Source organism: Williamsia sp. 1135 (genome assembly GCF_002095395.1).
Lineage (GTDB): Bacteria > Actinomycetota > Actinomycetes > Mycobacteriales > Mycobacteriaceae > Williamsia.
Map to the genome: position 1 here is coordinate 38,309 of NZ_MJEI01000105.1, position 22,186 is coordinate 60,494.

Here is a 22,186-nt window from a genome sequence, read left to right on the forward strand (position 1 = left end):
CGTGGCCTGCACCAGTTGGCGAAGGTAACGCGGAGACATCAGCGAGCGATGATTTTTACAGGTGACGAGTTGGACCGAGCGGTGACTGCGGCAGCGCAGGGCGACCGGTCAGCTCTCTCCGATGTTCTCGAGAGTGTCCGACCACTGGTGGTGCGTTATTGCAGGGCCAGGGTCGGAGGTGGTGAGCGGCATTCGCTCTCCGCCGACGATGTGGCGCAGGAGGTCTGCATGGCGGTCATGACCGCGCTGCCCCGGTATCAGGACCAGGGCAGACCGTTCATGGCGTTCGTGTATGGCATCGCGGCGCACAAGGTGGCAGATGCCCACCGCGCGGCCGGACGTAACAAGTCCGAGCCGGTGGAAGATATGCCCGAACGAATGGACACCGGCGACGGTCCGGAACAGCGGGCACTCGATTCGGACGCCGGCAGGCGGATGGACGAACTGCTGGCCAAGCTCCCCGAGAAGCAGCGCGAGGTGCTCGTGCTGCGACTGGTGGTGGGGCTGTCGGCGGAAGAGACGGCCGCAGCTGTCGGAAGTACGGCCGGCGCGGTCAGGGTTGCCCAGCACCGGGCATTGGGCAAGTTGAAAAACGAGTTTTCGAAAGGTGGTGAGGGCAATGGGCATTGGACGTGATCGACGCGGAGACCGCGATCGACGGGACGACAGGCGAGTGGCGGCTGTGCCCTCGCCCAGTACCGACTCGATCGACGAGGACTCGATCCCGGTGAACCTGGGAGCAGTGCGTGCCGACGACGAGTTCATCGACGCGCTGCTGTCCAAGCCGATCGTTCCCGCACAGACTCCTGTCGACTACGAACTGGCGTCGTTGCTATCCGACTGGCGCAGCGACATCATGGCGCAGCCGCTGCCGACAGGTCCGACGCTGGAAGAGGTCGAGGCCGGGATCGAGTCGCGGCGCCGAGCCGACTCGCGTCGCAGATCTCTTCGGCTCGTGCGATTCACCGCCGGCGCGGCCGCGGGTTTCGCGATCCTGTTCGGCGGGGTCAGCGTGGTCGCCCACAACGCGGCACCCGGCGACGCCTTGTGGGGCGTCAAAGAGGTGATGTTCGGTGCCGATGCCTCGGCCACCCAGGCGGTCGCCGATGTGCAGGCGAACATCGATCGCGCAGAGCAGTCGTTGGCCGCCGGTGACAAGCCGGCCGCGACGACGTTCCTCGATCGCGCCCAGTCGCAGCTCGGCGATGTCCGTGCCGAAGACGAGCGAAAAGCACTGCAGGGCAGGATCGACGACGTTCGGGGCAAGCTTGCGGTCCCGGCGAGCACCACCACGACCCCCGAGAAGTCGACCAGCACTTCGACCCCTCCACCTCAGACGTCGGTAGCAGAAGAGCCGACGGTGACGGTGACGGTCCCGCAGGAGACCGTGACCATCACGCCTCCCGAGACCTCGACGTCCGAGCCCCCCGTCTCGACGTCGCCGTCCGGTCCGACCATCGTCAGTGAGCCGCCGACGGAACCGAACCCGTCCAGTAGCAGCAGTAGCGTTCCGCTGCCGCCTCCCGCTCCGAACTGAGTCCCGACACAAAAGCAGCGCCGCGAACGATCGCGGCGCTGCTTTTATGTTGAACGATTTGTGTTGAACGAAGAGCTCAGTCGTCGTCTCTGGCGTGCATCATCGCGTCGGCGTACCCGCGGCAGTAGTCCCACGTGACATAGGCCTCGGGGCAGGGATCGACGGCGGGCTCATGTGGCCGTACCGTGCCCTCGACGAGAAGCTGCAGCAGATTGGCGCGGAGCATGTCCCAGTCGTGATAGTGATCGAGTTGACAATCGTCGCAGACCACCACCAGCCCGCGGATTCCGCGGCGGTGGAGCAATGCCTCATAGACCGCGAGATCGGCGAGGTCTTCTTCGATCGCCATGCGCTCGTTGGCGTCCAAGGGCTCACCAGGCGGGGCGGCGTCGAGCGCTGCAGACGGATCCCCGCCGGGATCGTCGGCGAAGGGGTCCGGTGGCAGTCCCGGAGGCAGATGATCTCGCACGCTGACCACGGTAGTCAGCCTCACCCCACCGGCGCCACTCTGTGCGCTGGGTGAATGACCGGCGCCGCGCGCCTGTCGGCACCGGTCGTCTCGTTCACCCCAGGTCGCAGGCCGTCCGGGCGGCTGCCGCCGAGCAGATAGGATGGACAAATCGAAACGAACTCGCCCCGATCAAAACATGCGAAAGGCCCGGCCGGAATGAGTGTGCCCGGAATGAACAACCCGACTGTCGGCACATCCCCGGCGCGTGGACCGGTGTGGACCGGCGGTGACGACCCCAACAAGGTGGCCATGCTCGGCCTCACGTTCGACGACGTGCTCTTGCTGCCCGCCGCCTCCGATGTCATCCCCAGCGACGTCGACACCTCGTCTCAACTCACCAGAGAGATCACCCTGCGGGTCCCGCTGGTGAGCTCGGCGATGGACACGGTGACCGAGTCCCGGATGGCCATCGCGATGGCGCGTGCCGGCGGCATGGGCGTGCTGCACCGCAACCTGTCCATCGAGGCCCAGGCCGGGCAGGTCGAGACGGTCAAGCGATCCGAGGCCGGTATGGTCACCGATCCGGTCACCTGCAGTCCGTCGGCCACCCTGGCCGAGGTCGACGCGATGTGCGCCCGATTCCGGATCTCCGGACTGCCGGTGACCGATGACGCGGGCGAACTCGTCGGCATCATCACCAACCGCGACATGCGCTTCGAGGTCGACCAGGATCGTCCGGTCGCCGAGGTGATGACCAAGGCACCACTGATCACCGCGCAGGAGGGTGTGTCCGCAGAGGCGGCTCTGGGACTGCTGCGCAGGCACAAGATCGAGAAACTCCCCATCGTCGACGGGCACGGCAAGTTGACCGGGCTGATCACGGTCAAGGATTTCGTGAAGACCGAACAGCATCCGCTGGCGACCAAGGATGCCGACGGACGGCTGCTCGTCGGCGCCGCTGTCGGTACCGGCGGCGACCAATGGGATCGCGCGATGGCGCTGGCCGACGCAGGTGTCGACGTGATCATCGTCGACACCGCGCATGCCCACAACCGGCTGGTCCTCGAGATGGTCAGCAAGCTCAAGGCCGAGATCGGGTCGAAGGTACAGATCGTCGGCGGCAATGTCGCGACCAGGGCGGCCGCGCAGGCGCTGGTCGATGCAGGCGCGGACGCGGTCAAGGTCGGGGTCGGTCCCGGCTCGATCTGCACCACTCGCGTGGTCGCGGGCGTGGGTGCTCCGCAGATCACCGCGGTGATGGAGGCGGTGGCGGTCTGCAAGCCCGCCGGTGTTCCCGTCATCGCCGATGGTGGTCTGCAGTTCTCCGGCGATATCGCCAAGGCGTTGGCCGCAGGTGCTTCCACTGCGATGCTCGGCTCGTTGCTCGCAGGTACCGCAGAGGCCCCGGGTGAGCTGATCCTGGTGGCGGGCAAACAGTTCAAGAGCTACCGCGGGATGGGGTCGCTCGGCGCGATGCAGGGTCGTGGTCAGGCGAAGTCGTATTCGAAGGACCGCTATTTCCAGGACGACGTGCTGTCCGAGGAGAAGCTGGTGCCCGAAGGTATCGAAGGCCGGGTGCCGTTCCGGGGTCCGCTGTCGCAGGTGATCCACCAGCTCGGTGGCGGCCTGCGGGCTGCCATGGGTTACACCGGCTCGAGTTCCATCGCAGATCTGCAGAACGCACAGTTCGTGCAGATCACCGCGGCCGGACTCAAGGAGAGCCATCCGCACGACATCACCATGACAGTCGAGGCACCGAACTACACTTCCCGCTGAGTCCGTCGTCCCGTCTCTGACCGACCAGTAGCAACGAAAGGCACTCCAAGTGCGTGATCACGTCGATATCGGCATGGGCAGAACAGCCCGGCAGACATTCGAGCTCGGTGACATCAACATCGTTCCGTCTCGCCGGACGCGCTCGTCCAGTGAGGTCTCGACCACGTGGCAGCTCGACGCCTATCGCTTCGACACCCCGATCCTGGCCCACCCGACCGATGCGCTGATCTCTCCGCAGTCGGCCATCGAGCTGGGTCGGCTCGGCGGGCTCGGGGTGCTCAACGGTGAGGGGCTGTGGGCCCGGCACCACGACGTCGAGGACAAGATCGCGCAGGTTGTCGAGATCGCGGAGAACGATGTCGACCCCTCCGCGGCAGTTCGCAAACTCCAGGAACTGCATGCCGCGCCGATCGATCGTGATCTGCTGTCCGCGGCCGTCTCGACGATTCGCGATGCAGGCGTCACCACCGCTGTGCGGGTCAGTCCACAGAAGGCTGCCGAGTTGACCCCGGTCCTGGTCGCGGCAGGTGTCGAGCTGCTCGTCATCCACGGCACGATCATCTCGGCCGAACATGTCTCGAACGACGGTTCCGAGCCGCTGAACCTCAAGACGTTCATCGCTGACCTCGACGTGCCGGTGATCGCCGGTGGTGTCCACGACCATCGCACCGCCCTGCATCTGATGCGCACCGGAGCTGCGGCCGTGATCGTCGGCTACGGGTCGACGGCCGGGTCGACCACCACCGGCGAGGTGCTCGGTATCGGGGTGCCGATGGCCACGGCGATCGCCGACGCCGCCGCCGCCCGGCGTGAGTACCTCGACGAGACAGGTGGCCGGTACGTGCACGTCATCGCCGACGGTGACATCCACACCTCCGGTGAGCTCGCCAAGGCGATTGCCTGCGGCGCCGATGCGGCGGTGCTGGGCTCGCCGCTGGCCGCGGCCGCGGAGGCACCCGGCCGTGGTTACTACTGGCCCGCCGCTGCCGCCCACCCATCCATGCCGAGAGGCGCGCTCCTCCCGGTGTCGACGGATGCCGGTCGTCCCTCGCTGGAGACGGTCCTGCACGGGCCCACCGATGACCCGTTCGGGCACCTGAACATTGTTGGTGCGCTGCGCCGTTCGATGGCCAAGGCGGGCTACTCCGACCTCAAGGAGTTCCAGAAGGTCGGGCTCTCCGCCTGTAACTGACGCCCTGCTCGGAGCCGTCGAATCGTCGCGAGTGACAGGCATTACATCGCACGTATGTGACAAGGTACGATGGCAAGATGTCTGTATCACGCGGTAACGGTTACTCACAGCCCGAGCAAACCGTTCCCGGCGCGGATCACGATTTCGATGTGCTGGTCATCGGATCGGGGTTCGGCGGGAGCGTCAGTGCGTTGCGGCTGGTCGAGAAGGGCTACAGGGTCGGTGTCGTCGAAGCAGGTCGACGTTTTACCGACGAACAGTTCGCCAAGACGAGCTGGCGACTGCACAAATGGCTGTGGGCACCCAAGTTCGGGATGTTCGGCATCCAGCGCATCCACCTCCTCAAAGACGTGATGATCCTGGCCGGATCCGGGGTCGGCGGGGGATCGCTGAACTACGCGAACACCCTGTACAAACCGCCGACGCCCTTCTTCCAGGATCCGCAGTGGGCGCACATCACGGACTGGGAGGGCGAGCTCTCGCCCTACTATGACCAGGCCCGTCGCATGCTCGGTGTGGTGACCACCCCGATCGAGACCCACGCTGACCGCGTCATGCGCAAGGTCGCCGACGACATGGGCGTCGGGGACACGTTCGGTCCGACCCCGGTGGGGGTGTTCTTCGGAGCAAAGTCGGGCGGAACCGGTGCGCCCGGTGAGAGAGTGGCCGACCCCTACTTCGGTGGGGCCGGTCCGGACCGCACGGTCTGCACAGAGTGCGGTTCGTGCATGACGGGCTGCCGCGTCGGCGCGAAGAACACTCTGCTCAAGAACTATCTCGGACTGGCCGAATCCGCAGGCGCGACGATCATCGACCGCACCACGGTCACCGGCCTCGAGCCCCAGTCCGACGGCAGCTGGCGGGTGCGTACGTCGAGGTCTGCTGCGTGGGGACGGCTCGGGGCACGCAAGAGAACGATCACCGCAGCTCAGGTGGTCGTCGCCGCGGGTACGTTCAATACTCAGAAGATCATGCATCTGGGCAAGGAGAGCGGATCACTCCGGAACGTCTCCGACACTTTGGGTCTGCTGACACGCACCAACTCCGAGTCGATTCTGGGAGCGATGCGCCGAGAGTACGACCCGGCGCAGGACTTCTCCGAAGGCATCGCCATCACCTCTTCCTTCCATCCGGCTCCCGACACGCATATCGAGCCGGTCCGGTATGGCAAGGGCTCCAACGCGATTGCGCTGTTGCAGACGTTGCTGACCGATGGTGAGCCGGGTCGATCGCGGCGGCTGAAGTTTCTCGACAAGGCTCGCGAAGAGGGACTGGGCAGTCTGCTGCTGTTGTTCAAACTCCGTAAGTGGAGCCAGCGCACGGTCATCCTCCTGGTGATGCAGAACCGGAACAACTCGTTGACGACCTTCGTGCAGAAGTTCGGGCCATGGAAGTTCGTGAACAGCAAGCAGGGGCACGGTGAGCCCAATCCGACGTGGATCCCGGCGGGCAACGAGGCCACCGAGCGGGCGGCGGCGCAGTTCGACGGACTGGCCGGCGGGACGTGGGGCGATGTGTTCAACATGCCGCTGACCGCACACTATCTCGGTGGTTGTGTGATCTCCGACAACCCGGACACCGGGGTCGTGGATCCGTACCACCGGGTGTGGAACTACCCGACCCTGCACATCACCGACGGTGCGGCGATCTCGGCCAACCTGGGTGTCAACCCGTCGTTGTCGATCTGCGCGCAGGCGGAGCGGGCAATCGCTCTGTGGCCCAACCAGGGGGAAGACGACAAACGCCCGCAGCAGGGTGCTCCGTATCTCCGGATCGCGCCGACCCGACCCAATGCGCCGGTCGTCCCGGAAGATGCACCGGGTGCCCTGCACCTGCCGCTGACGGTCGTGCAGAAGCCCACCGAGGTCAGTGCATAGCCGCGGCGCGTTTAGACTGGTCCGGTGACGGACAGCGCAGATTCAGGTGTGGAAGCAGTGGCCCCGCGACCGGTGCTGGTGGTCGACTTCGGTGCTCAATACGCCCAGTTGATCGCCCGACGGGTACGCGAGGCGAGGATCTTCTCCGAAGTGATCCCGCATACCGCGTCCATCGAAGAGATCAAAGCGAAGAACCCTGTGGCGCTGGTTCTTTCGGGCGGTCCGGCATCGGTGTACTCCGAAGGTGCGCCGGAGATCGACAACGACCTCTTCGAGCTGGGTCTCCCGGTGATGGGGATCTGTTACGGGTACCAGGCCATGGCCAATGCCCTGGGCGGAGTCGTGGCCAACACCGGCGGCCGTGAGTTCGGGCGGACGACGCTGACCACCGCAGGCGACGGAGTGCTGCACTCGGGAACCCCCGAGCAGCAACCGGTTTGGATGAGTCACAACGACGCCGTGCAGGAGCCGCCGCCTGGGTTCACCGTCACCGCCTCGACCCCGGGTGCACCGGTCGCCGCGTTCGAGTCACTGGAACGGCGGATGGCCGGCGTCCAGTACCACCCAGAGGTGATGCACACGCCACACGGACAGCAGATCCTGACCAGGTTCCTCTACGAGGTCGCGGACCTCGCACCCACCTGGACGGCGGCAAATATCGCCGACGCGCTCGTGGAACAGGTCCGGTCCCAGATCGGGGACGGCCTGGCCATCTGCGGTCTGTCCGGTGGTGTCGACTCCGCGGTGGCGGCGGCCCTGGTCCAGCGCGCCATCGGAGATCGATTGACCTGCGTCTTCGTCGACCACGGTCTGCTGCGGGCGGGAGAGCGCGAGCAGGTCCAGCAGGACTTCGTCGCTGCCACCGGCGCGCGTCTGGTCACCGTGGACGCCGAGGAGACCTTCTTGCGGGAATTGGCGGGGGTGAGCGATCCGGAGGCCAAACGCAAGATCATCGGCCGCGAGTTCATCCGGTCCTTCGAAGGCGCGATCACCGATGTCCTCGGCGATCGGGCGGCGCACGGCGACAAGGTCGACTTCCTCGTGCAGGGGACCCTGTACCCGGACGTCGTGGAGTCCGGTGGAGGCAGCGGGACGGCCAACATCAAGAGCCACCACAACGTCGGTGGGTTGCCGGAAGATCTCGAATTCAGTCTCGTCGAACCGTTGCGCCTGTTGTTCAAGGACGAGGTCAGGGCGGTCGGCCGGGAACTGGGTCTGCCCGAGGACATCGTTGGGCGGCAACCTTTCCCGGGGCCTGGTCTGGCGATCAGGATCGTCGGCGAGGTCACCGGCGAACGATTGGCGTTGCTGCGCAAGGCCGATCTGATCGCTCGCGAGGAACTGACGACCGCCGGACTCGACAACCAGATCTGGCAGTGCCCGGTGGTTCTGCTGGCCGATGTGCGCAGTGTGGGCGTCCAGGGCGACGGGCGGACCTACGGTCACCCGATCGTCCTGCGGCCGGTGTCGAGCGAGGATGCGATGACCGCGGACTGGACGCGGATTCCCTATGAAGTTCTGGAGATCATCTCGACCCGGATCACCAACGAGGTGCCTGAGGTGAACCGGGTGGTGCTCGATGTGACCAGCAAGCCGCCGGGCACGATCGAGTGGGAGTGATCGACTAACTCTCCGTCGGCGAGGCGGGCGTCGACTTCTTCGCATCGGAACCCCTGCCGCGGCCACCGCTGAAGATCAGGGTGAGTCCGACGATGACCGTGATACCGAGGATGACCCACGGACCGGCCCCTGACCCGTCGATGTCGGGCCCGCCGAGCAGTCCCCAGACGGCGACGAGCGCGACGCCGATGCCGACCAGGGCCTGGGTGGGCGAGAACTTACTCACGGATGACCTCCACGTTGCCGATGGTTGTGTCGGCATCGATGGTCAGCACCGGACCGGCCGTCCCGTCCGTGCCGCCGTCGAGGCCGTCGGGGCACTTCGCCTCGCCGATCGCCGCATCGCACGTGGTGCGCAGATTCATGTCCTTCGGCGCGATGACCTTGAACTCACCGACGCCCAGGTCGATGACCACCTTCTTGTCCGCTGTGAGGTCGACGGCAGTCAGATCGAGCTGGCCGGACCCCATCATCAGCGTGTACCCGTCCCGGATGTCGGCGCTCGTCAATGGCTTCCAATCGCGGTCACCGACCGGGCCGGACGGCATTCCGTCGATCAGCGAGGCCACCACGACGAAGCCGGCCATCGCGATCGCCACCGGGATCAACCCCGCGCCGCGTCGGAGGAAGGCGCCGACCAGGAGTCCCGCAGCGACCACCGCCAGTCCGATCGAGGCCACCTTGACCGGGTCGAGCCACTCGGTGCCGACTGAAATCGCGGTAGCCACACCGGTGGCGATGACGGTGAGACCGAGCACAATCGGGGTGAACCTGGAGTGAGGGCGGGCGTCGGTCTCGGGCGGCTGCGTCGGTTCGGGTAGATCCCATGCAAACGGAGCTGCTCCCAACGGATCCCACGCCGGCGGTGTCGGGACGAGCGGGTCCTGCGCGCTGCCGGGTGAATCTTCTGTCGCACCCTCGGAAGCGACGGTTCCATCACTCGCCGGCGCGTCCTTCAGCCACGCCCGTGGAGTCCAGCGCTGGAACGCTTGTCCGGCCTCATCGATCCCGCCGGTCGTCTCCTGCCACCAGGACCCGGGCGCAGCGGAGTGTGCGACGGGTCGCTGACCGACCGTGTCGGCACTGGTGCCCGGTTCCGCGACCGGGGTTCGTTGGTACAGCAGCCACCACCCCAGCGCCATCAGAGCGAGTCCGGCAACCCCGCCGCCGCTCCAGGCCAGATGAGGCCCGGCGACCAACGCCACGACCACGACGATGACGATGCCGACGATGGTCGGGGGATGTGACGATGCATGCCGGAATCCGTGGAACAGGCGGTTGGCATGAGTGTCCTGAGCAGGAGCTCCGGCGGACGCAGACCCCTCGGGCAACAGGATCCACGCAGCGATGTAGATCAGGATGCCTGCGCCGCCGAAAAGGGCCGAGACGATTAAAGCGACCTTGACCAGGGTCGGGTCGACCTTGTATCGCAGGCCGATCCCGGTGGCGACACCCGCGATGGACGAGCCGGCCGCCGCACGGGCAGGTCGGGTACGCCAGATGTTGTGAAGCTCGTCCGAATTGAACGGCGAACCACTCTTGGTGCGTTGATTCTCGGTATTCGTCATCGTCGAGCTCCGCTTCGTCTCCGTCTTCATGGTCGGGCCGGCCTGAAGTTCATGCCTCAATTCTGGGCATTGCGCGGCGGCCTGACCATCGGGATTCACCCTGATCTGCCCCCTGGACTTCGATCTGGGTAACAACCCTGATGTGCACAGCGGTCCTCGCGTGCAAGTATCGAGTGATGCCCACAGTCGAACGCGTGCACCGCCGCGATGGTGGCCGTGTCATCGGCGGTGTCGCCGGTGGCGTGGCCGATCACCTTGGCATGGATGCATTTCGGGTGCGGGTCGTCTTCGTGATCCTGAGCGCGCTGGCCGGGGCGGGCGTATGTGCGTATGGGCTGCTCTGGTTCATGTGCCCGCCCGGCACCGATACCGAACCGCCGAGCAGTTCCGAACGCAGGCAAGGCGTCGGTCTGGCCATCGTCGGTGTCGTCGCCGTGGTGTCGGTCGGTTTTGTGGCATCCGGAACACCGGCGCAGTTCCTCATCCCGCTGGTCGTCGTCGCCGTCGGGGCCTCGCTGGTCTGGCGCGAACTCGACTCCAGTTGGCGTCCGCGATCAGGATCGGCGCGGGCGTTGACCTGGACCCGGATCGCCGGTGGCGCAACACTTGTGGTGGTGGGTCTCGTCGTCGTCGTCCTCGCCGGCAACAACCGGATCGGTGGGCTGAGCGCAACGTTGCTCGCGGTCGCGGCGACGGTCCTGGGTGTGTTGCTGCTGACCATCCCGTTGTGGTTACGCATGGCACGGATGCTCGGCGCCGAGCGGGCCGCCCGGATTCGCACCGCGGAGCGAGAAGAAATTGCTGCACACCTTCATGATTCGGTTCTGCAGACGCTCGCGCTGATCCAGAAACGTTCTGCCCACGGAGACGAGGTGCAGCGTCTGGCGCGCAGCCAGGAGCGGGAGTTGCGCAACTATCTGTTCGGGGGTGTCGGTCCGCAGAGCGAATCGCTGACAGCCGCGTTGAAGTCGGTGGCAGCCGAAGTCGAGGACCACTACGGCGTCGAGGTCGAGGTGGTGACCGTCGGGGATGTCACTGCCGACGACCCGTCCTGGAGTACCGAACAACGCCGATGGGCCGCCCTCATCGCGGCCTCGCGGGAAGCCCTCGTCAACGCCGCCAAGCATTCCGGGGAACGATCGGTCGACGTCTACGCCGAGGTCGATGGCGATCTGGTGGAGGTGTTCGTCCGCGACCGCGGCGTCGGTTTCGATCCAGACCAGGTCCCGGAGGATCGGCGCGGGGTGTCGGGCTCCATCAAGGGCCGGGTACAGCGACACGGCGGTACCGTTGACATCAAGTCGACGCCGGGTCGCGGGGTCGACGTGCGGATGGCCATGCCGCGCGGGAGCGAGCCCTCGGGCGCCCCCGACGGCGGTGAGGACACCGAATCCATCCGGGAAACGGTGAATCGAGAGCGGGAGAGATGAGCGGGCGAAGCGAGCCGTATCGGGTGTTCTTGGTGGACGACCACGGTGTGTTCCGTTCGGGGGTGCGAGCCGAACTTGCCTCGGAGAACGACATGCAGGTGGTCGGGGAGGCCGGCGCGGTGGCCGATGCCGTCACAGGAATCCTGCAGTCGAGTCCGGACGTGGTGCTGCTCGACGTGCACATGCCCGCCGGTGGTGGCATCGCGGTGCTCCGGGGGATTGCCGACGCAGCCCCGGAGAAGGCCCCGGTGTTCCTGGCGCTCAGCGTGTCTGATGCCGCTGAAGACGTGATCGCGACGATTCGGGCCGGTGCGCGCGGCTATGTGACCAAGACGATCGGTGGACCGGAGCTCGCGGATTCGGTGCGACGCGTCGCCGACGGGGATGCTGTGTTCAGCCCGCGGCTCGCCGGGTTCGTGCTCGATTCCTTCACAGGGCGTTCTCCGCTGCCCGAACCACATCTCGACCCAGAGCTCGACTCCCTGACACCCAGGGAGATGGAGGTCTTGCGACTGCTCGCCCGCGGGTTCACCTACCGTGAGATCGCCGAGGATCTGGTGATCTCGATCAAGACGGTCGAGACACATGCGTCGAATGTGCTGCGAAAGACTCAGCAGTCCAACCGAAATGCACTGACCCGATGGGCTGCCAACCGCCATATCAGTTGATACCCGCAGATCTCAGGCAAACCCAGTCGCTTCAGGCAGGTTCAGGTGTTGCAACACCTGGGTGTGCCTGGAACGGCTGGGTTTGTTCAGCGGATGACTGCGATCAAGGTGATGGCGATCGCCGCGAGCACCACGAAGACCAGGAACACCGCGGCGGCGAGGCCGAGGTGCCGTGACTGCTGTTGTGGTGGTTGCTGTCCGAAGACGGGATACGACGGTTGCGAGTGCTGAGTGACCTGCCAGGGGTCGGGGGCGACGGGTGCATAGGGGTGTGGGGCATCCTTCCGTGCTGCACCGGATGACGTGACCGCGGGGAGGCCGGACTCGGTGGTGGTGGGGATGCGCCGGGTCGGGGGGCGTTGCGGCCGGTTCGATGAGGTGCGATCGAGTGGACTCGTCAGGATCATCGCCGTGTTGCCGTTGTCGCCCGCGGCCACCTGCGCGAGTCGGTCGCGAACCTCGGCCATGGTCGGGCGCCGGGCGGGGCTGGGTTCGAGCATGGCGAGCAGTGCGCCTTCGAGGTGACCCGACCGCCTCGGTGGGTTGATCTCGCCCCTTGCCACCCGGTGCAGGAGGACCAGCGAATTGTCATCGATGCCGAAGGGCGGCTCACCTTCGGTGGCGGTGAAGAGCGTGGAGCCGAGCGAGTAGACGTCGGATGCCTCGGAGGGATCTTCTCCGCGGGCGACCTCCGGCGCAAAATATGCCGGGGTGCCGGTGATGACCCCTGTCTGGGTGAGTTGGACATCGTCCTTCGATCGGGAGATGCCGAAGTCTGTGAGTTTGACCAGGCCGGCGTTGCGGCCTTCGGCGATCAGGATGTTGCCCGGCTTGATGTCGCGATGCAGGATCCCGGCGGCGTGTGCCTCGGTCATCGCATCCGCGATCTGGGCTCCGATCTGCGCGACCTGGTGGACGGGCAGGGTGCCGGTCTGATGAAGGATCTCGGCGACGCTGCGCGAGGGCAGGTACTCCATCACCAGCCATGGCTCACCCGACTCCAGGGCCACATCGTGCATGGCGATGGCATTGCGGTGACTGAGCCTGGCGGCGATCCGGCCCTCCCGCATCGCTCGCTGACGCATCTGGGCGGCTGAGTCCTCGGTCATGCCTGCCACCGAGAGGACCTGTTTCACGGCGACCTCGCGGTCGAGCAAGGTGTCGTGTGCCAGCCACACGGCGCCCATGCCACCGCCGCCGATCATCGAGCGCAGCCGGTAGCGCCCGGCGACCAGATAGTCCGGGCCGGGAACGCGGTATTCGGAGGCGCTCACGTGTCCGACCTTAGTGGACTGGTGAGGCTCAAGTGGACCCTGTGCCTGGTGTGTGCGACTCGCCCGTACAAATCGGGCCGACGCGCCGGACGATGTTGACGCTTGTCGGAGGGCTGTCCTACGCTCAAGAAAGTTCGAAAATGTGTTCGAGTTCTGACGGTGGCCACCTTCCCTGAGCCGCTTCCTCATCTCGGTGAGGAGTGATCTGGAGGGTGCGATGCGGGCGATGGAGACAGTCCCGGACAAGGCTGCGAAGCTGGCGATGTTGCGGCAGACCCTGGCTTCGGCAACCACCAGGGCACGATCGGAATCAATTGTGCCACAACGTCAGATGTCGGCGGTGACGACGCCGCAGGAGAAGTACTCGGATCGGGATCGGCTTGCTGTTCCGCCTGTGCTCGAACAGTTGTTGCCTGCGCAGGGGTTGGTGAGGGGCACGGTGGTGGCGCTGGAAGGAGCGCGTTCACTGCTGCTTTCATTGATCGCTCAGGTGAGTGCTGACGGCGGACATGTTGCGGTGATCGGACAGCCGCAACTGTGCTTGCTGGGGGTGGTGGAGATGGGCGGTGATCTATCCCGGATCGCGGTGATACCAGACCCTGGCCCTGACCCCGTCGAGATCGCCGCGGTGTTGCTCGACGGGCTCGATCTGGTGGTGGCCGGACTCGGCGGCATCTCGGTGCCGCCGTCCCGCAGTCGCGTGGTGATGGCTCGTGCGCGCAGTAAAGGCGCGGTCCTGGTGGTCACCGACGGTACCTGGTCGGGGGCACATGTGAAGCTGCAATCCAGGGTCTGTGACTACCGCCATCAGCCTGTTGCGCGGCGGCGTGGTTACGGCCGCCTCGGTGGGGTGTCGTTGACGGTGCGCTCGGTGGGGCGTGGTTTTGCCGGTGCCAGCACCCGACTCGATGTGGTCGACAGTGGGGGACGGGTCCAGTTGCTGGACGCCGTTGCTGAGCAACATGATTCGGTTTCTGCGTCGCAAGAATCGGCCACCATGAAGGTGGCGCTGTGAGCGGTCGGGTGTTCGGTCTCTGGTGTCCGGATTGGCCGGCGGTGGCCGCGGCGTCGGACATCGATCTCTCTCCTGATCAGCCGGTCGCGGTGCTGGGTGCGGGGCGGGTGATCGCGTGCTCGGCATCGGCGCGGGCGTTGGGGGTGCGCCGGGACATGCGTAAACGTGATGCCCAGGCCAGGTGTCCGCAGTTGACGGTGGCCGACAACGATCAGTGCCGTGATGCCCGGTTGTTCGAGCCGGTGGTGGCGGCGGTGGCCGAGCTGATTCCTCTCGTGGAGGTCCTGCGACCCGGTCTGCTGGTATTGCCTGCGCGCGGTGTCGCACGGTATTTCGGCAGTGAGGAGATCGCCGCAGAGAAACTGACGGACATCGTCTCCGCATGCGGTATCGAATCCCAGGTCGGGATCGCCGACGAGCTCTTCACCGCGATCATCGCCGCCCGGCGCGGCATGGTCATCCCGGTGGGCGCAGGCGCCGATTTCCTTGCCCCGCTGCGCATCTCCGAATTGGCGGTGGAGCCCAGCATGTGTGCAGATGATCGACTCGCGCTGGTCGACCTGTTGTGGCGGATGGGACTTCGGACGATCGGCGACTTGGCCGGTCTGTCGGCCGCGGACGTGGCCACCCGATTCGGGGCCGACGCCATATACGCCCACCGCACGGCGCGGGCCATGCCGCAGCGTCCGCCGTCCGGTCAGGCGCCCCCGCCAGACCTGGTGGTGGAGCACCAGTGCGACCCGCCCGTGGATCGAGTCGACGCCGCGGCGTTCATCGGCCGCCGACTGTCGGCGCAACTACACGATGTGCTCGCGGCGGCGTCGGTTGCCTGCACCAGGCTCACCGTGCAGGCGGTCACCGACAGCGGTCGCGAGTACTCCCGAACCTGGCGCTGTGCCAATCCGCTCACTCCCGATGCGACGGCCGACAGGATCCGCTGGCAACTGGAGGGCTGGCTGTCCGGGCGCAATGCCGCGGACCGGCCGGATGGGCCGGTGGTGTTGCTGCGTCTCGATCCGGTGGAGGTGATCAGTTCGGGTGCACTGCAATTGGGTTTCACGGGTGGTGGACTGACAGGAGGGGACGGGGAAGTGGCCGAACGGGTGCGTCGGGCTCTGGTGCGGGTGCAAGGGCTGCTCGGTGGAGATCGGGTGCAGATACCCCTTCGCAGTGGGGGCCGTGGTCCCGGACAACAGATCACCCTGGTGCCGTTGGGTGACGAACTCGTGCCCGCGGCAGACCCGCAGGCACCGTGGCCGGGACGGGTACCGGGACCGTCCCCGTCGATACTGCCGATGGCGCCGGTGAGTGTGCGAGATGCCGAGGATCATCCGGTGGAGGTCACCGGACGCGGTGGTTTCACCCGGGAACCGGCCAGTCTCACCTGGGGCAGCCGGACCTGGCGGCTGAACTGGTGGGCCGGTCCCTGGGCCACCGACGAGAGATGGTGGTCCGAGTCAGAAGCGGGCTCACACGGTGGCTCGTATGCCAGAGCTCAGGTGCTGCTCGAAGATTCGCGGGCGCTGCTACTGCACTATCAGCAGGGGCAGTGGACGGTGGAAGGAGTGTATGAGTAGGGCTTTGAGCAGGGACGATACGCGTGATCAACGCTCGGATGCTTAGTTTTGCTCATGATGGTGCCAATCCTTGGTTGCCTGACCGATCGGGTCTTTCCTGGTCGAGTGCTCGAATCAGGGCCCGCGAAACCGCCTCCGAACGGCGCTGACAACTCGAAGGACGTACACCATGAGCCGTGAACTTCATCTGGGCGGATTTCTGATCGCCTCGCCCGTCACCCACTCCCATGCTGCGTGGCGACATCCCGGATCGACCACGGAGTTCTTCTCGCCCGAGCACTATCACCGCGTGGGGCGGATCCTCGAGCGGGGCAAATTCGACTTCGCGTTCTTCGCCGATCTACTGGCTGCGCCACTGCGATTCGGTGACGATCAGTCCGAACCGTTGCGCCGGGGAACGCAGGCCGCCGCCACCCTCGATCCCAGCATCGTCGCCGCCAGCATCGCGGCAGTCACAACGCATCTGGGCATCGCGATCACCAAGTCGACAACGTACTTCCACCCCTACGAGCTGGCACGGGTCTTCGGTTTGCTTGACCACCTCTCCCGCGGCCGCGTGGCGTGGAACATCGTCACGTCGCTCACCCAGGCAGAAGCGTTCAATTTCGGCTTCGACGAGCATGTCGCCCATGGCGAGAGGTACCTCAAGGCGGAAGAATTCGTGCAGGCCGCCATCAAACTGTGGTCGGCATGGGACGAGGACGCAGTCGTAGCGGACAAGACCTCCGGAGTGTGGGCCGACCCCGACAGAGTGCGCACCGTCGACCACGAGGGTGAGTTCTACCGTACCCGCGGTCCGCTGAACCAGCCGCGATCGCCGCAACATCGGCCGGTGTTGATCCAGGCCGGATCATCCTCCACCGGAAGAGATTTCGCTGCCCGCTGGGCGGAGGCGATCTTCGAGATCGATCCCACCCCCGGAGGGTCGTCGCGCCTACTACGACGACGTCAAGTCGCGCGTGGTCAACGTCGGCCGCAATCCCGACCACGTCAAGATCCTGCCGTCGTTCATCCCGTTCATCGGTGAGACCGAGTCGATTGCCCGCGAGAAACAGGCATTCCACAATGAACTCGCTGATCCGATCTCGGGTCTGATCACGCTATCGGTGCACACTGATCACGACTTCTCGCAGTACGACCTCGACGCACCTCACGAGGATCTCACTGTGGCCGGTTCGCAGGGCCTCTTCGACGTGGCCCGCAGGCTCAGCCAACGCGACAAACTCACCGTCCGCGACATCGGCAAACTGTATGCCCAGGGCGTGATGCTCCCGCAGTTCGTCGGAACCGCATCGGATGTGGCCGACGAGATCGAGGCCGGTTTCACCGGTGGTGAGGCCGATGGCTACATAGTCTCCACGGCGCAGACACCGGGCACATTCAACGACTTCGTCGACTATGTGGTGCCCGAGCTGCAGCGCCGCGGTCTGTTCCGCACCGAGTACACCGGATTCACCCTGCGTGACCATCTCGGCCTGGGCCATCCGAACGACGACCTCCCCGCCGACGTGCGTGAACAGGGACTTGCCGCAGTCTGATCACTCACCTCGCGTCGGTCCCTGTGGAAGACAACACCCATGTCCGGGTGCGGGGGCCGCTACCGGGGCTTGGTCATCGTGCCGAGGAAGAGTGGCAAACCTGTTGCGGTGTCGATGATCTGGAAGACTAAAGGCCGGTTCGCGACAAAGAACTCAGCGGGTTCCTGCGGCGGCAACGCGGTGACGCCGACGTCGATCTGGGTGACCGATGCCGCGAGAGTTCCCTTCTCTCCCACGGTGATGGTGCTGTTCTGTGCTGCTGCCGTGACCGTGAGTTGCGGACTGATCGCAGTCAGATCGGCTTTGTCACCGAACAGATCGCGCACACCGAGCTGTTCCAGGGTGGCCTTCAGGTCCACGGCGGTCGTGATGTCCCATTTCGGCAAGCTCACCGCGACCGACGTCTCCGGCGCCGACCGAAGGGCATTCGAGGCGTCTGTGAGTGCCCCATCGGCGAAGAAGGTGTCCACGCCCGTCTCCGGAAGGAACACCTGCATCGCCAGGCCGGCCGAGTACGGCAATTGCACACCAGTCCAGCCAGCTCCACGACCGAACGGCACGTCGACAACTGCGTTCATCATCTCGACGTCGCCGACAGCGCCGTTTGCGGGGGTGAAGTCAGCGGGAGCGGTGGATGCGGGGGAGAACGGCTGCTGCCATGCGGCGGCGAGGAATACGGTGGACAGCAGGCTGATCACGGTCTCGGGATCGTAGGTCGTCGGGGTTTCGGAGATCTGGCCACCGGTGTTGATCGACAACCACTTGTTGATGGCCGCCTCCGTCTGCGACGCGGCGAAATCAACCGGGTAGACCCCACTGTCGAAGACGCGCCCCAGAGTCGCGAGGTAGTCCTGACCGACCTCGAGTGACTCGTCGATGAAGATTCCGGTGGCCTCGTGGAACACCGGTGGCGTCGGAGGGTTCTCCTTGTCGACGTCACCGGGATTGCCGTCGACCCGGTCGAGTTGACCGATCATCGCCGCGATGGCGTCGTCGTCGGTCACGCCGAGCGCCGCATCGAGTTCGGCAGCGGTGGTGCCCCCTGCGCCTGCGCGCAGCATCTGCAGCGCGAGCATCGCACCCCACGGTGAAACCACCTTGTTGGCGTCCAGTCCGGTCTGCCGCAGCATGTCGACACCGAACCCGGTGGTGTCCTCGACCAGTTCGTTTGCGGCGCTGCGTACCTCGTCGATGCCGATTTCGTCGAAGCGCACTCCGGAGGCTTTGGTCAGTTGCGCAGTGGAGGTTGCCTCCGCGCCCTGCGCGCACGCGGTGACCGTCAGTGCGGCGGCGACGACCACCGTCCACAGCGGTTTCATGCGTTCGCCCCGCGGGCGGTCACCGGCCATCTGGTCAGTGTGCCGTGATGGTCGACGATCACCAATTCGTCGGTCAGATTGACTGCTGTACATACGTGATTGGGAGCCAGTCGCACCCGGTCGCCCAACCGGGGCCGCTCAGCAGAATCGGTGAAATCGACGGTCGCGTGGTGCTCAGACAACGACGTGACGCGGGCGTCGCCGAACTCCGGCAATCGACCGCCCCCGGTGGTCCAGGCCGGGTGATCGGCTCCGACGGCCTTGCTGCCTGCGTCGAGGACGGCTTTGTTGCCGTCCAGATGTACAACGGTCGTCACGACGGTCAGTGCCACGTCTGGCAACGAGCACACACCCAGCTCCACCTGCTGGGCATCGTTGAAGGGATAGACGCCGGGTCGGATCTCCGTGAGCACGGTGGGATCGGCGTGGGCAACCGACGGCGTCGATCCGCCACTCCTGATCACCGGGTCGATGCCGACCGCCCGCAGAGATTGGGCAGCCATGGCCAGCGCATTGGCCTCCTGGATTCCGACCGCCGCCGGCCTGCCCGGAAAGTAGCTGTGTCCTGGGAACGTGAAGATGCCGAGGACCTGCAGACCGGCCGCCGCGGCGCTGTGCCCGATGTCGCCCGCCCGCTGTGGGTGGACGCCGGTGCGGTGCTGGCCACTGTCGACCTCGACGACGACTCGTGCGTGTGGCAGGTAATGCGCCAGACGGGCGGCGCCGGCAGTGGAATCGACCGCGAGCAGGACCTCGGCGTGCTCCATGATCGCGCGGAGCCTGCGGGCCTTGCCCTCGGTGAGCCACAGGGGATAGGCGATGAACAGGTCGGTGACCCCTGATGCTGCGAAGATCTCGGCCTCACCAATGGTGGCCACCGTCAAACCGATTGCGCTGCGGGAGATCTGACGGGCCGCCAGTTCCGGGCTCTTGTGGGTTTTTCCGTGTGGTCGGAGCGCGAAACCGGCGGCTGATGCGAACTCGGCCATCCGGTCGAGGTTGGCGTCCAGCACCACTTCGTCCACCACGGCCAATGGGGTGTCGAGTCCTGCGGTTGCGGCCAGGACTCTGGAGATGCGGCCGATGTCGGTGCCGCTGGGGGAATCTTCTGAAGGAGCTACCACGAAATCCCTGGTATTCGGTTCAACGTCTTACGGGTCATCCGGCGGGCGCCACTTTCGACCATCGCCACCCGGGCCGGTCGGGCGAGTGCATGGGCGCGGTCGCGTACGCCGTGCGCCCGTGTGATCACGTCTGTTTCCCGATTTGATTCGGAGGCTTCGTCTTTGCCTTGGGCGGCCGCGGAATCAGGGAAGAGCAGATAACCCTGATGGTGCAGTCGGCCGGTCAGCTTCGGAGTGAGGAACTGACCGATCTGTGCGAGCGTGCCGAGTGGGGTGTCGATACGGCGTGGCTTCTCGACGATGCCGCGCACCACGATCGCCGCCGCGGTGTGTGGACTGAGGACCCGCGCATTGTCATACGCCTCGGTGGGCGCGATCATCTTTGTCCGCGTGAGCGGCATGTGGATGTTGGTGAACGTGATGTGGTCGGAGAGCGTTTCCGTGGCGGTGACATCGCTGAACGCCTCCAGGGCAGCTTTCGACGCCACGTACGCGGCAAAGCGCGGTCCGCGCGCCTGCACACCGATACTCGACACATTCACGATGTGCCCGACGTTGCGCTCCTTCATATGAGGCAACAATGCCAGAGTCAGGTGCACCGCGCCGAAGTAATTGACAGCCATTGTTCGTTCGTAATCATGACTGCGGTCCACCGCGTCGATGGTCGCCCGCCGAATCGAGCGCCCGGCGTTGTTCACGAGGACGTCGACGTGGTCGTGTTCGGTCAGTATTGCCTTGATCGTGAGGTTTACCGCCTCGCTGTCTGTGATGTCGCAGGGGTAGGCGTATGCCTCGCCGCGGTGTCCGTTTTGTTCAGTCTGTTCGGATCGCAGCTCATCGACTGCCGCCGCGAGTTCGTCGGCGCCACGCGCCAGCAGGAAGACCACGGCGCCCTTGCGTACGCATTGCCGAGCGGTCTCCTTGCCGATACCCGTCGAACCCCCGGTGATCAGTATGTGCAAGTCGGCGAGCGGGCCTGCCGGATTGCGCCGGCGGTGTCGATTGGGGTCGAGGTGCTCATGCCAGTACCGCCAGAGGTTCGGTCCGTAGTCGGCGAGATCGGGTAGGGCCACCCCGTAACCGGCCAGGACTCCGAAGGTCTTGTCGGCCTTGAAGGTCGTGGGGATCGAGAGGGTGTCGAGGATGGCGGGCGGGATGCCCTGCTGCCGGGCGATGAGATCCCGTCCGGTCCGGATCATCCCGTGCGAGCTGCGGTCGACGACCGGCGCAACGAATCGGTGGGGCACCAGGTCGCGGCCGTGCGGTCCGGCGAATGCTGGCGCGATCGCGTTGTACATCTCGGTGATCGTCTGGGGGTGCGGACTGACGAGATGGAACACCTCGCCGCCGGGATCTGGAGTTCCGGGCGGTGCCTCGGCCAGATCGTGACGCATGAGGGTCACCAGTGCTTCGGCGACGAAATCGACGGGCACCATGTTGGTCAGACCCATGTCGGGCATGGGGATGGTCCATCGAGAGGGGAGGCGGCCGAGTTCGCGCAGATAGCCGAAGAAGTAGTACGGCCCGTCGACCTTGTCCATTTCGCCGGTGACAGAATCGCCCACCACGATCGCAGGCCGATATACCCGCCAGCGCAGGTCTTCGGCATCGCGGACCAGTCTCTCGGATTCGAACTTGGTGCGGTGATAGGGAGATGGGAACTGTTGTCCCAGATCGAAATCGGCTTCGGTGAACTCGCCGACATGGTCACCTGCGACCGCGATCGAGGACACGTGATGCAGCATCGCGCCGCGTTCGCGTGCGAATGCGATGACCCGGGCCGTGCCGTCGACATTGGCGGATTGCTGATCGGCAGCGCTCGCGGCCATGTCGTAGATCGCACCCAGGTGCAGGACGTGTTCGATGTTCGACAGGTCGTGTGCGGTGGTGTCGACGCCGAGATCTGCCGCGGTCAGGTCACCCTCGACGGCCGTGATGCGATCGCCGCCCGGCCAGTCGGCCCTCGCAGTGGTCAATCGCTTCACAGAGCCCGGCCGGACCAACATGAACACCGTCGAGTCGGCCCCGTTTGCCCCTTCGGCCTCGAGAGCGGCGAGTAGTAGGGGCAGAACCCGGCGGCCGATGAAACCGGTGCCACCGGTGATGAAGTAGTCGGGCATTGATGCGCTCCTCCTTGAAAGGTGAAGCCCCGCCAGAGGCGCTGTCCCCACCCGCGAACCGACATTGATGTTACGAGGGTAACAGGTAACTTGTTTATCG

The 22,186-nt window shown here is 65.6% G+C and carries 17 protein-coding genes and 1 pseudogene; 11 read left to right on the forward strand and 7 right to left on the reverse strand.

Going from position 1 to position 22,186, the window contains the following annotated elements; genetic code table 11:
* The first annotated feature begins 48 nt into the window (after window positions 1–48).
* Both BFL43_RS23470 and BFL43_RS23475 read left to right on the forward strand, forming a co-directional pair.
* A complete protein-coding gene (locus BFL43_RS23470) occupies window positions 49–636 on the forward strand; it encodes a sigma-70 family RNA polymerase sigma factor (protein WP_084895330.1) in 588 nt (195 codons plus the stop codon).
* Window positions 620–1,537: an anti-sigma-D factor RsdA gene (locus BFL43_RS23475; protein ID WP_084895333.1), complete on the forward strand. Its 918-nt coding sequence runs from the start codon at window positions 620–622 to the stop codon at window positions 1,535–1,537. The genes BFL43_RS23470 and BFL43_RS23475 overlap by 17 nt, the downstream gene beginning before the upstream one ends.
* Before the next feature lie 76 nt (window positions 1,538–1,613).
* Here the strand turns inward: BFL43_RS23475 and BFL43_RS23480 are convergent, their stop codons facing one another.
* Window positions 1,614–2,006, reverse strand: a complete 393-nt coding sequence (locus BFL43_RS23480; RefSeq protein ID WP_084838448.1) for a DUF5319 domain-containing protein — start codon at window positions 2,004–2,006, stop codon at window positions 1,614–1,616.
* Window positions 2,007–2,219: 213 nt separating this feature from the next.
* Between BFL43_RS23480 and guaB the strand changes: the two genes are divergently transcribed.
* The 4 genes from guaB (at window position 2,220) to guaA (ending at window position 8,453) form a co-directional block, all read left to right on the forward strand.
* Complete coding sequence (guaB, locus tag BFL43_RS23485; protein WP_084838447.1) at window positions 2,220–3,764, forward strand: IMP dehydrogenase; 1,545 nt, start codon at window positions 2,220–2,222, stop codon at window positions 3,762–3,764.
* A gap of 49 nt (window positions 3,765–3,813) precedes the next feature.
* A complete protein-coding gene (locus BFL43_RS23490; RefSeq protein WP_084895335.1) occupies window positions 3,814–4,956 on the forward strand; it encodes a GuaB3 family IMP dehydrogenase-related protein in 1,143 nt (380 codons plus the stop codon).
* Between the two features lie 77 nt (window positions 4,957–5,033).
* Window positions 5,034–6,833, forward strand: coding sequence for a GMC family oxidoreductase (locus tag BFL43_RS23495; protein WP_143695506.1), 1,800 nt, complete (start codon window positions 5,034–5,036; stop codon window positions 6,831–6,833).
* A 24-nt stretch (window positions 6,834–6,857) separates the two neighbouring features.
* Window positions 6,858–8,453 carry a glutamine-hydrolyzing GMP synthase gene (gene guaA, locus BFL43_RS23500; RefSeq protein ID WP_206186741.1) on the forward strand — a complete coding sequence of 532 codons (1,596 nt, stop codon included), beginning with the start codon at window positions 6,858–6,860 and terminating at the stop codon, window positions 8,451–8,453.
* Window positions 8,454–8,457: 4 nt separating this feature from the next.
* Here the strand turns inward: guaA and BFL43_RS23505 are convergent, their stop codons facing one another.
* Window positions 8,458–8,679 (reverse strand): hypothetical protein, encoded by a 222-nt coding sequence (locus BFL43_RS23505; RefSeq protein WP_084895337.1) that lies wholly within the window; start codon window positions 8,677–8,679, stop codon window positions 8,458–8,460.
* Window positions 8,672–10,021 (reverse strand): PspC domain-containing protein, encoded by a 1,350-nt coding sequence (locus tag BFL43_RS23510; protein WP_084895682.1) that lies wholly within the window; start codon window positions 10,019–10,021, stop codon window positions 8,672–8,674. Before BFL43_RS23510 ends, BFL43_RS23505 begins: the two co-directional genes overlap by 8 nt.
* 176 nt (window positions 10,022–10,197) lie before the next feature.
* On the opposite strand from BFL43_RS23510, the gene BFL43_RS23515 reads away from it, so the two are divergent.
* Together BFL43_RS23515 and BFL43_RS23520 are read left to right on the forward strand one after the other, a co-directional pair.
* Window positions 10,198–11,451, forward strand: coding sequence for an ATP-binding protein (locus BFL43_RS23515; protein ID WP_084895684.1), 1,254 nt, complete (start codon window positions 10,198–10,200; stop codon window positions 11,449–11,451).
* Window positions 11,448–12,119 (forward strand): response regulator transcription factor, encoded by a 672-nt coding sequence (locus BFL43_RS23520; protein WP_084895340.1) that lies wholly within the window; start codon window positions 11,448–11,450, stop codon window positions 12,117–12,119. The genes BFL43_RS23515 and BFL43_RS23520 overlap by 4 nt, the downstream gene beginning before the upstream one ends.
* Before the next feature lie 86 nt (window positions 12,120–12,205).
* Here BFL43_RS23520 and BFL43_RS23525 read toward each other — a convergent pair whose 3' ends face one another.
* On the reverse strand, window positions 12,206–13,393 hold the full coding sequence (locus tag BFL43_RS23525; protein ID WP_240498442.1) for a serine/threonine-protein kinase: 1,188 nt from the start codon (window positions 13,391–13,393) through the stop codon (window positions 12,206–12,208).
* A 217-nt stretch (window positions 13,394–13,610) separates the two neighbouring features.
* Here BFL43_RS23525 and BFL43_RS23530 point away from each other — a divergent pair, with 217 nt between their 5' ends.
* The 3 genes and pseudogenes from BFL43_RS23530 (at window position 13,611) to BFL43_RS23540 (ending at window position 17,523) form a co-directional block, all read left to right on the forward strand.
* Window positions 13,611–14,408 carry a hypothetical protein gene (locus BFL43_RS23530; protein WP_240498456.1) on the forward strand — a complete coding sequence of 266 codons (798 nt, stop codon included), beginning with the start codon at window positions 13,611–13,613 and terminating at the stop codon, window positions 14,406–14,408.
* Entirely contained in the window at window positions 14,405–15,985 is a 1,581-nt protein-coding gene (locus tag BFL43_RS23535; RefSeq protein WP_084895342.1) for a DNA polymerase Y family protein, read from the forward strand. The genes BFL43_RS23530 and BFL43_RS23535 overlap by 4 nt, the downstream gene beginning before the upstream one ends.
* 169 nt (window positions 15,986–16,154) lie before the next feature.
* A pseudogene (locus BFL43_RS23540) lies at window positions 16,155–17,523 on the forward strand (LLM class flavin-dependent oxidoreductase).
* A gap of 59 nt (window positions 17,524–17,582) precedes the next feature.
* On the opposite strand, the gene BFL43_RS23545 reads toward BFL43_RS23540, so the two are convergent.
* Genes BFL43_RS23545 through BFL43_RS23555 form a run of 3 tightly spaced genes read right to left on the reverse strand, consistent with a single transcriptional unit; the run spans window position 17,583 to window position 22,086 of the window.
* Window positions 17,583–18,872, reverse strand: coding sequence for a serpin family protein (locus BFL43_RS23545; protein ID WP_168176707.1), 1,290 nt, complete (start codon window positions 18,870–18,872; stop codon window positions 17,583–17,585).
* Window positions 18,839–19,906, reverse strand: coding sequence for an alanine racemase (locus BFL43_RS23550; RefSeq protein WP_276206118.1), 1,068 nt, complete (start codon window positions 19,904–19,906; stop codon window positions 18,839–18,841). The genes BFL43_RS23545 and BFL43_RS23550 overlap by 34 nt, the downstream gene beginning before the upstream one ends.
* Before the next feature lie 53 nt (window positions 19,907–19,959).
* Window positions 19,960–22,086, reverse strand: a complete 2,127-nt coding sequence (locus tag BFL43_RS23555; RefSeq protein WP_084895346.1) for an SDR family oxidoreductase — start codon at window positions 22,084–22,086, stop codon at window positions 19,960–19,962.
* Between the last annotated feature and the right edge of the window lie 100 nt (window positions 22,087–22,186).

Excerpts from the sequence above, each read along its gene's own strand:
- BFL43_RS23470 (WP_084895330.1), top strand. The coding sequence starts at position 49 with ATGATTTTTACAGGTGACGAGTTGGACCGAGCGGTGACTGCGGCAGCG.
- BFL43_RS23475 (WP_084895333.1), top strand. The coding sequence starts at position 620 with ATGGGCATTGGACGTGATCGACGCGGAGACCGCGATCGACGGGACGAC.
- guaB (WP_084838447.1), top strand. The coding sequence starts at position 2,220 with ATGAACAACCCGACTGTCGGCACATCCCCGGCGCGTGGACCGGTGTGG.
- BFL43_RS23495 (WP_143695506.1), top strand. The coding sequence starts at position 5,034 with ATGTCTGTATCACGCGGTAACGGTTACTCACAGCCCGAGCAAACCGTT.
- BFL43_RS23510 (WP_084895682.1), bottom strand. The coding sequence starts at position 10,021 with ATGACGAATACCGAGAATCAACGCACCAAGAGTGGTTCGCCGTTCAAT.
- BFL43_RS23515 (WP_084895684.1), top strand. The coding sequence starts at position 10,198 with ATGCCCACAGTCGAACGCGTGCACCGCCGCGATGGTGGCCGTGTCATC.
- BFL43_RS23520 (WP_084895340.1), top strand. The coding sequence starts at position 11,448 with ATGAGCGGGCGAAGCGAGCCGTATCGGGTGTTCTTGGTGGACGACCAC.
- BFL43_RS23530 (WP_240498456.1), top strand. The coding sequence starts at position 13,611 with ATGCGGGCGATGGAGACAGTCCCGGACAAGGCTGCGAAGCTGGCGATG.
- BFL43_RS23545 (WP_168176707.1), bottom strand. The coding sequence starts at position 18,872 with ATGGCCGGTGACCGCCCGCGGGGCGAACGCATGAAACCGCTGTGGACG.
- BFL43_RS23555 (WP_084895346.1), bottom strand. The coding sequence starts at position 22,086 with ATGCCCGACTACTTCATCACCGGTGGCACCGGTTTCATCGGCCGCCGG.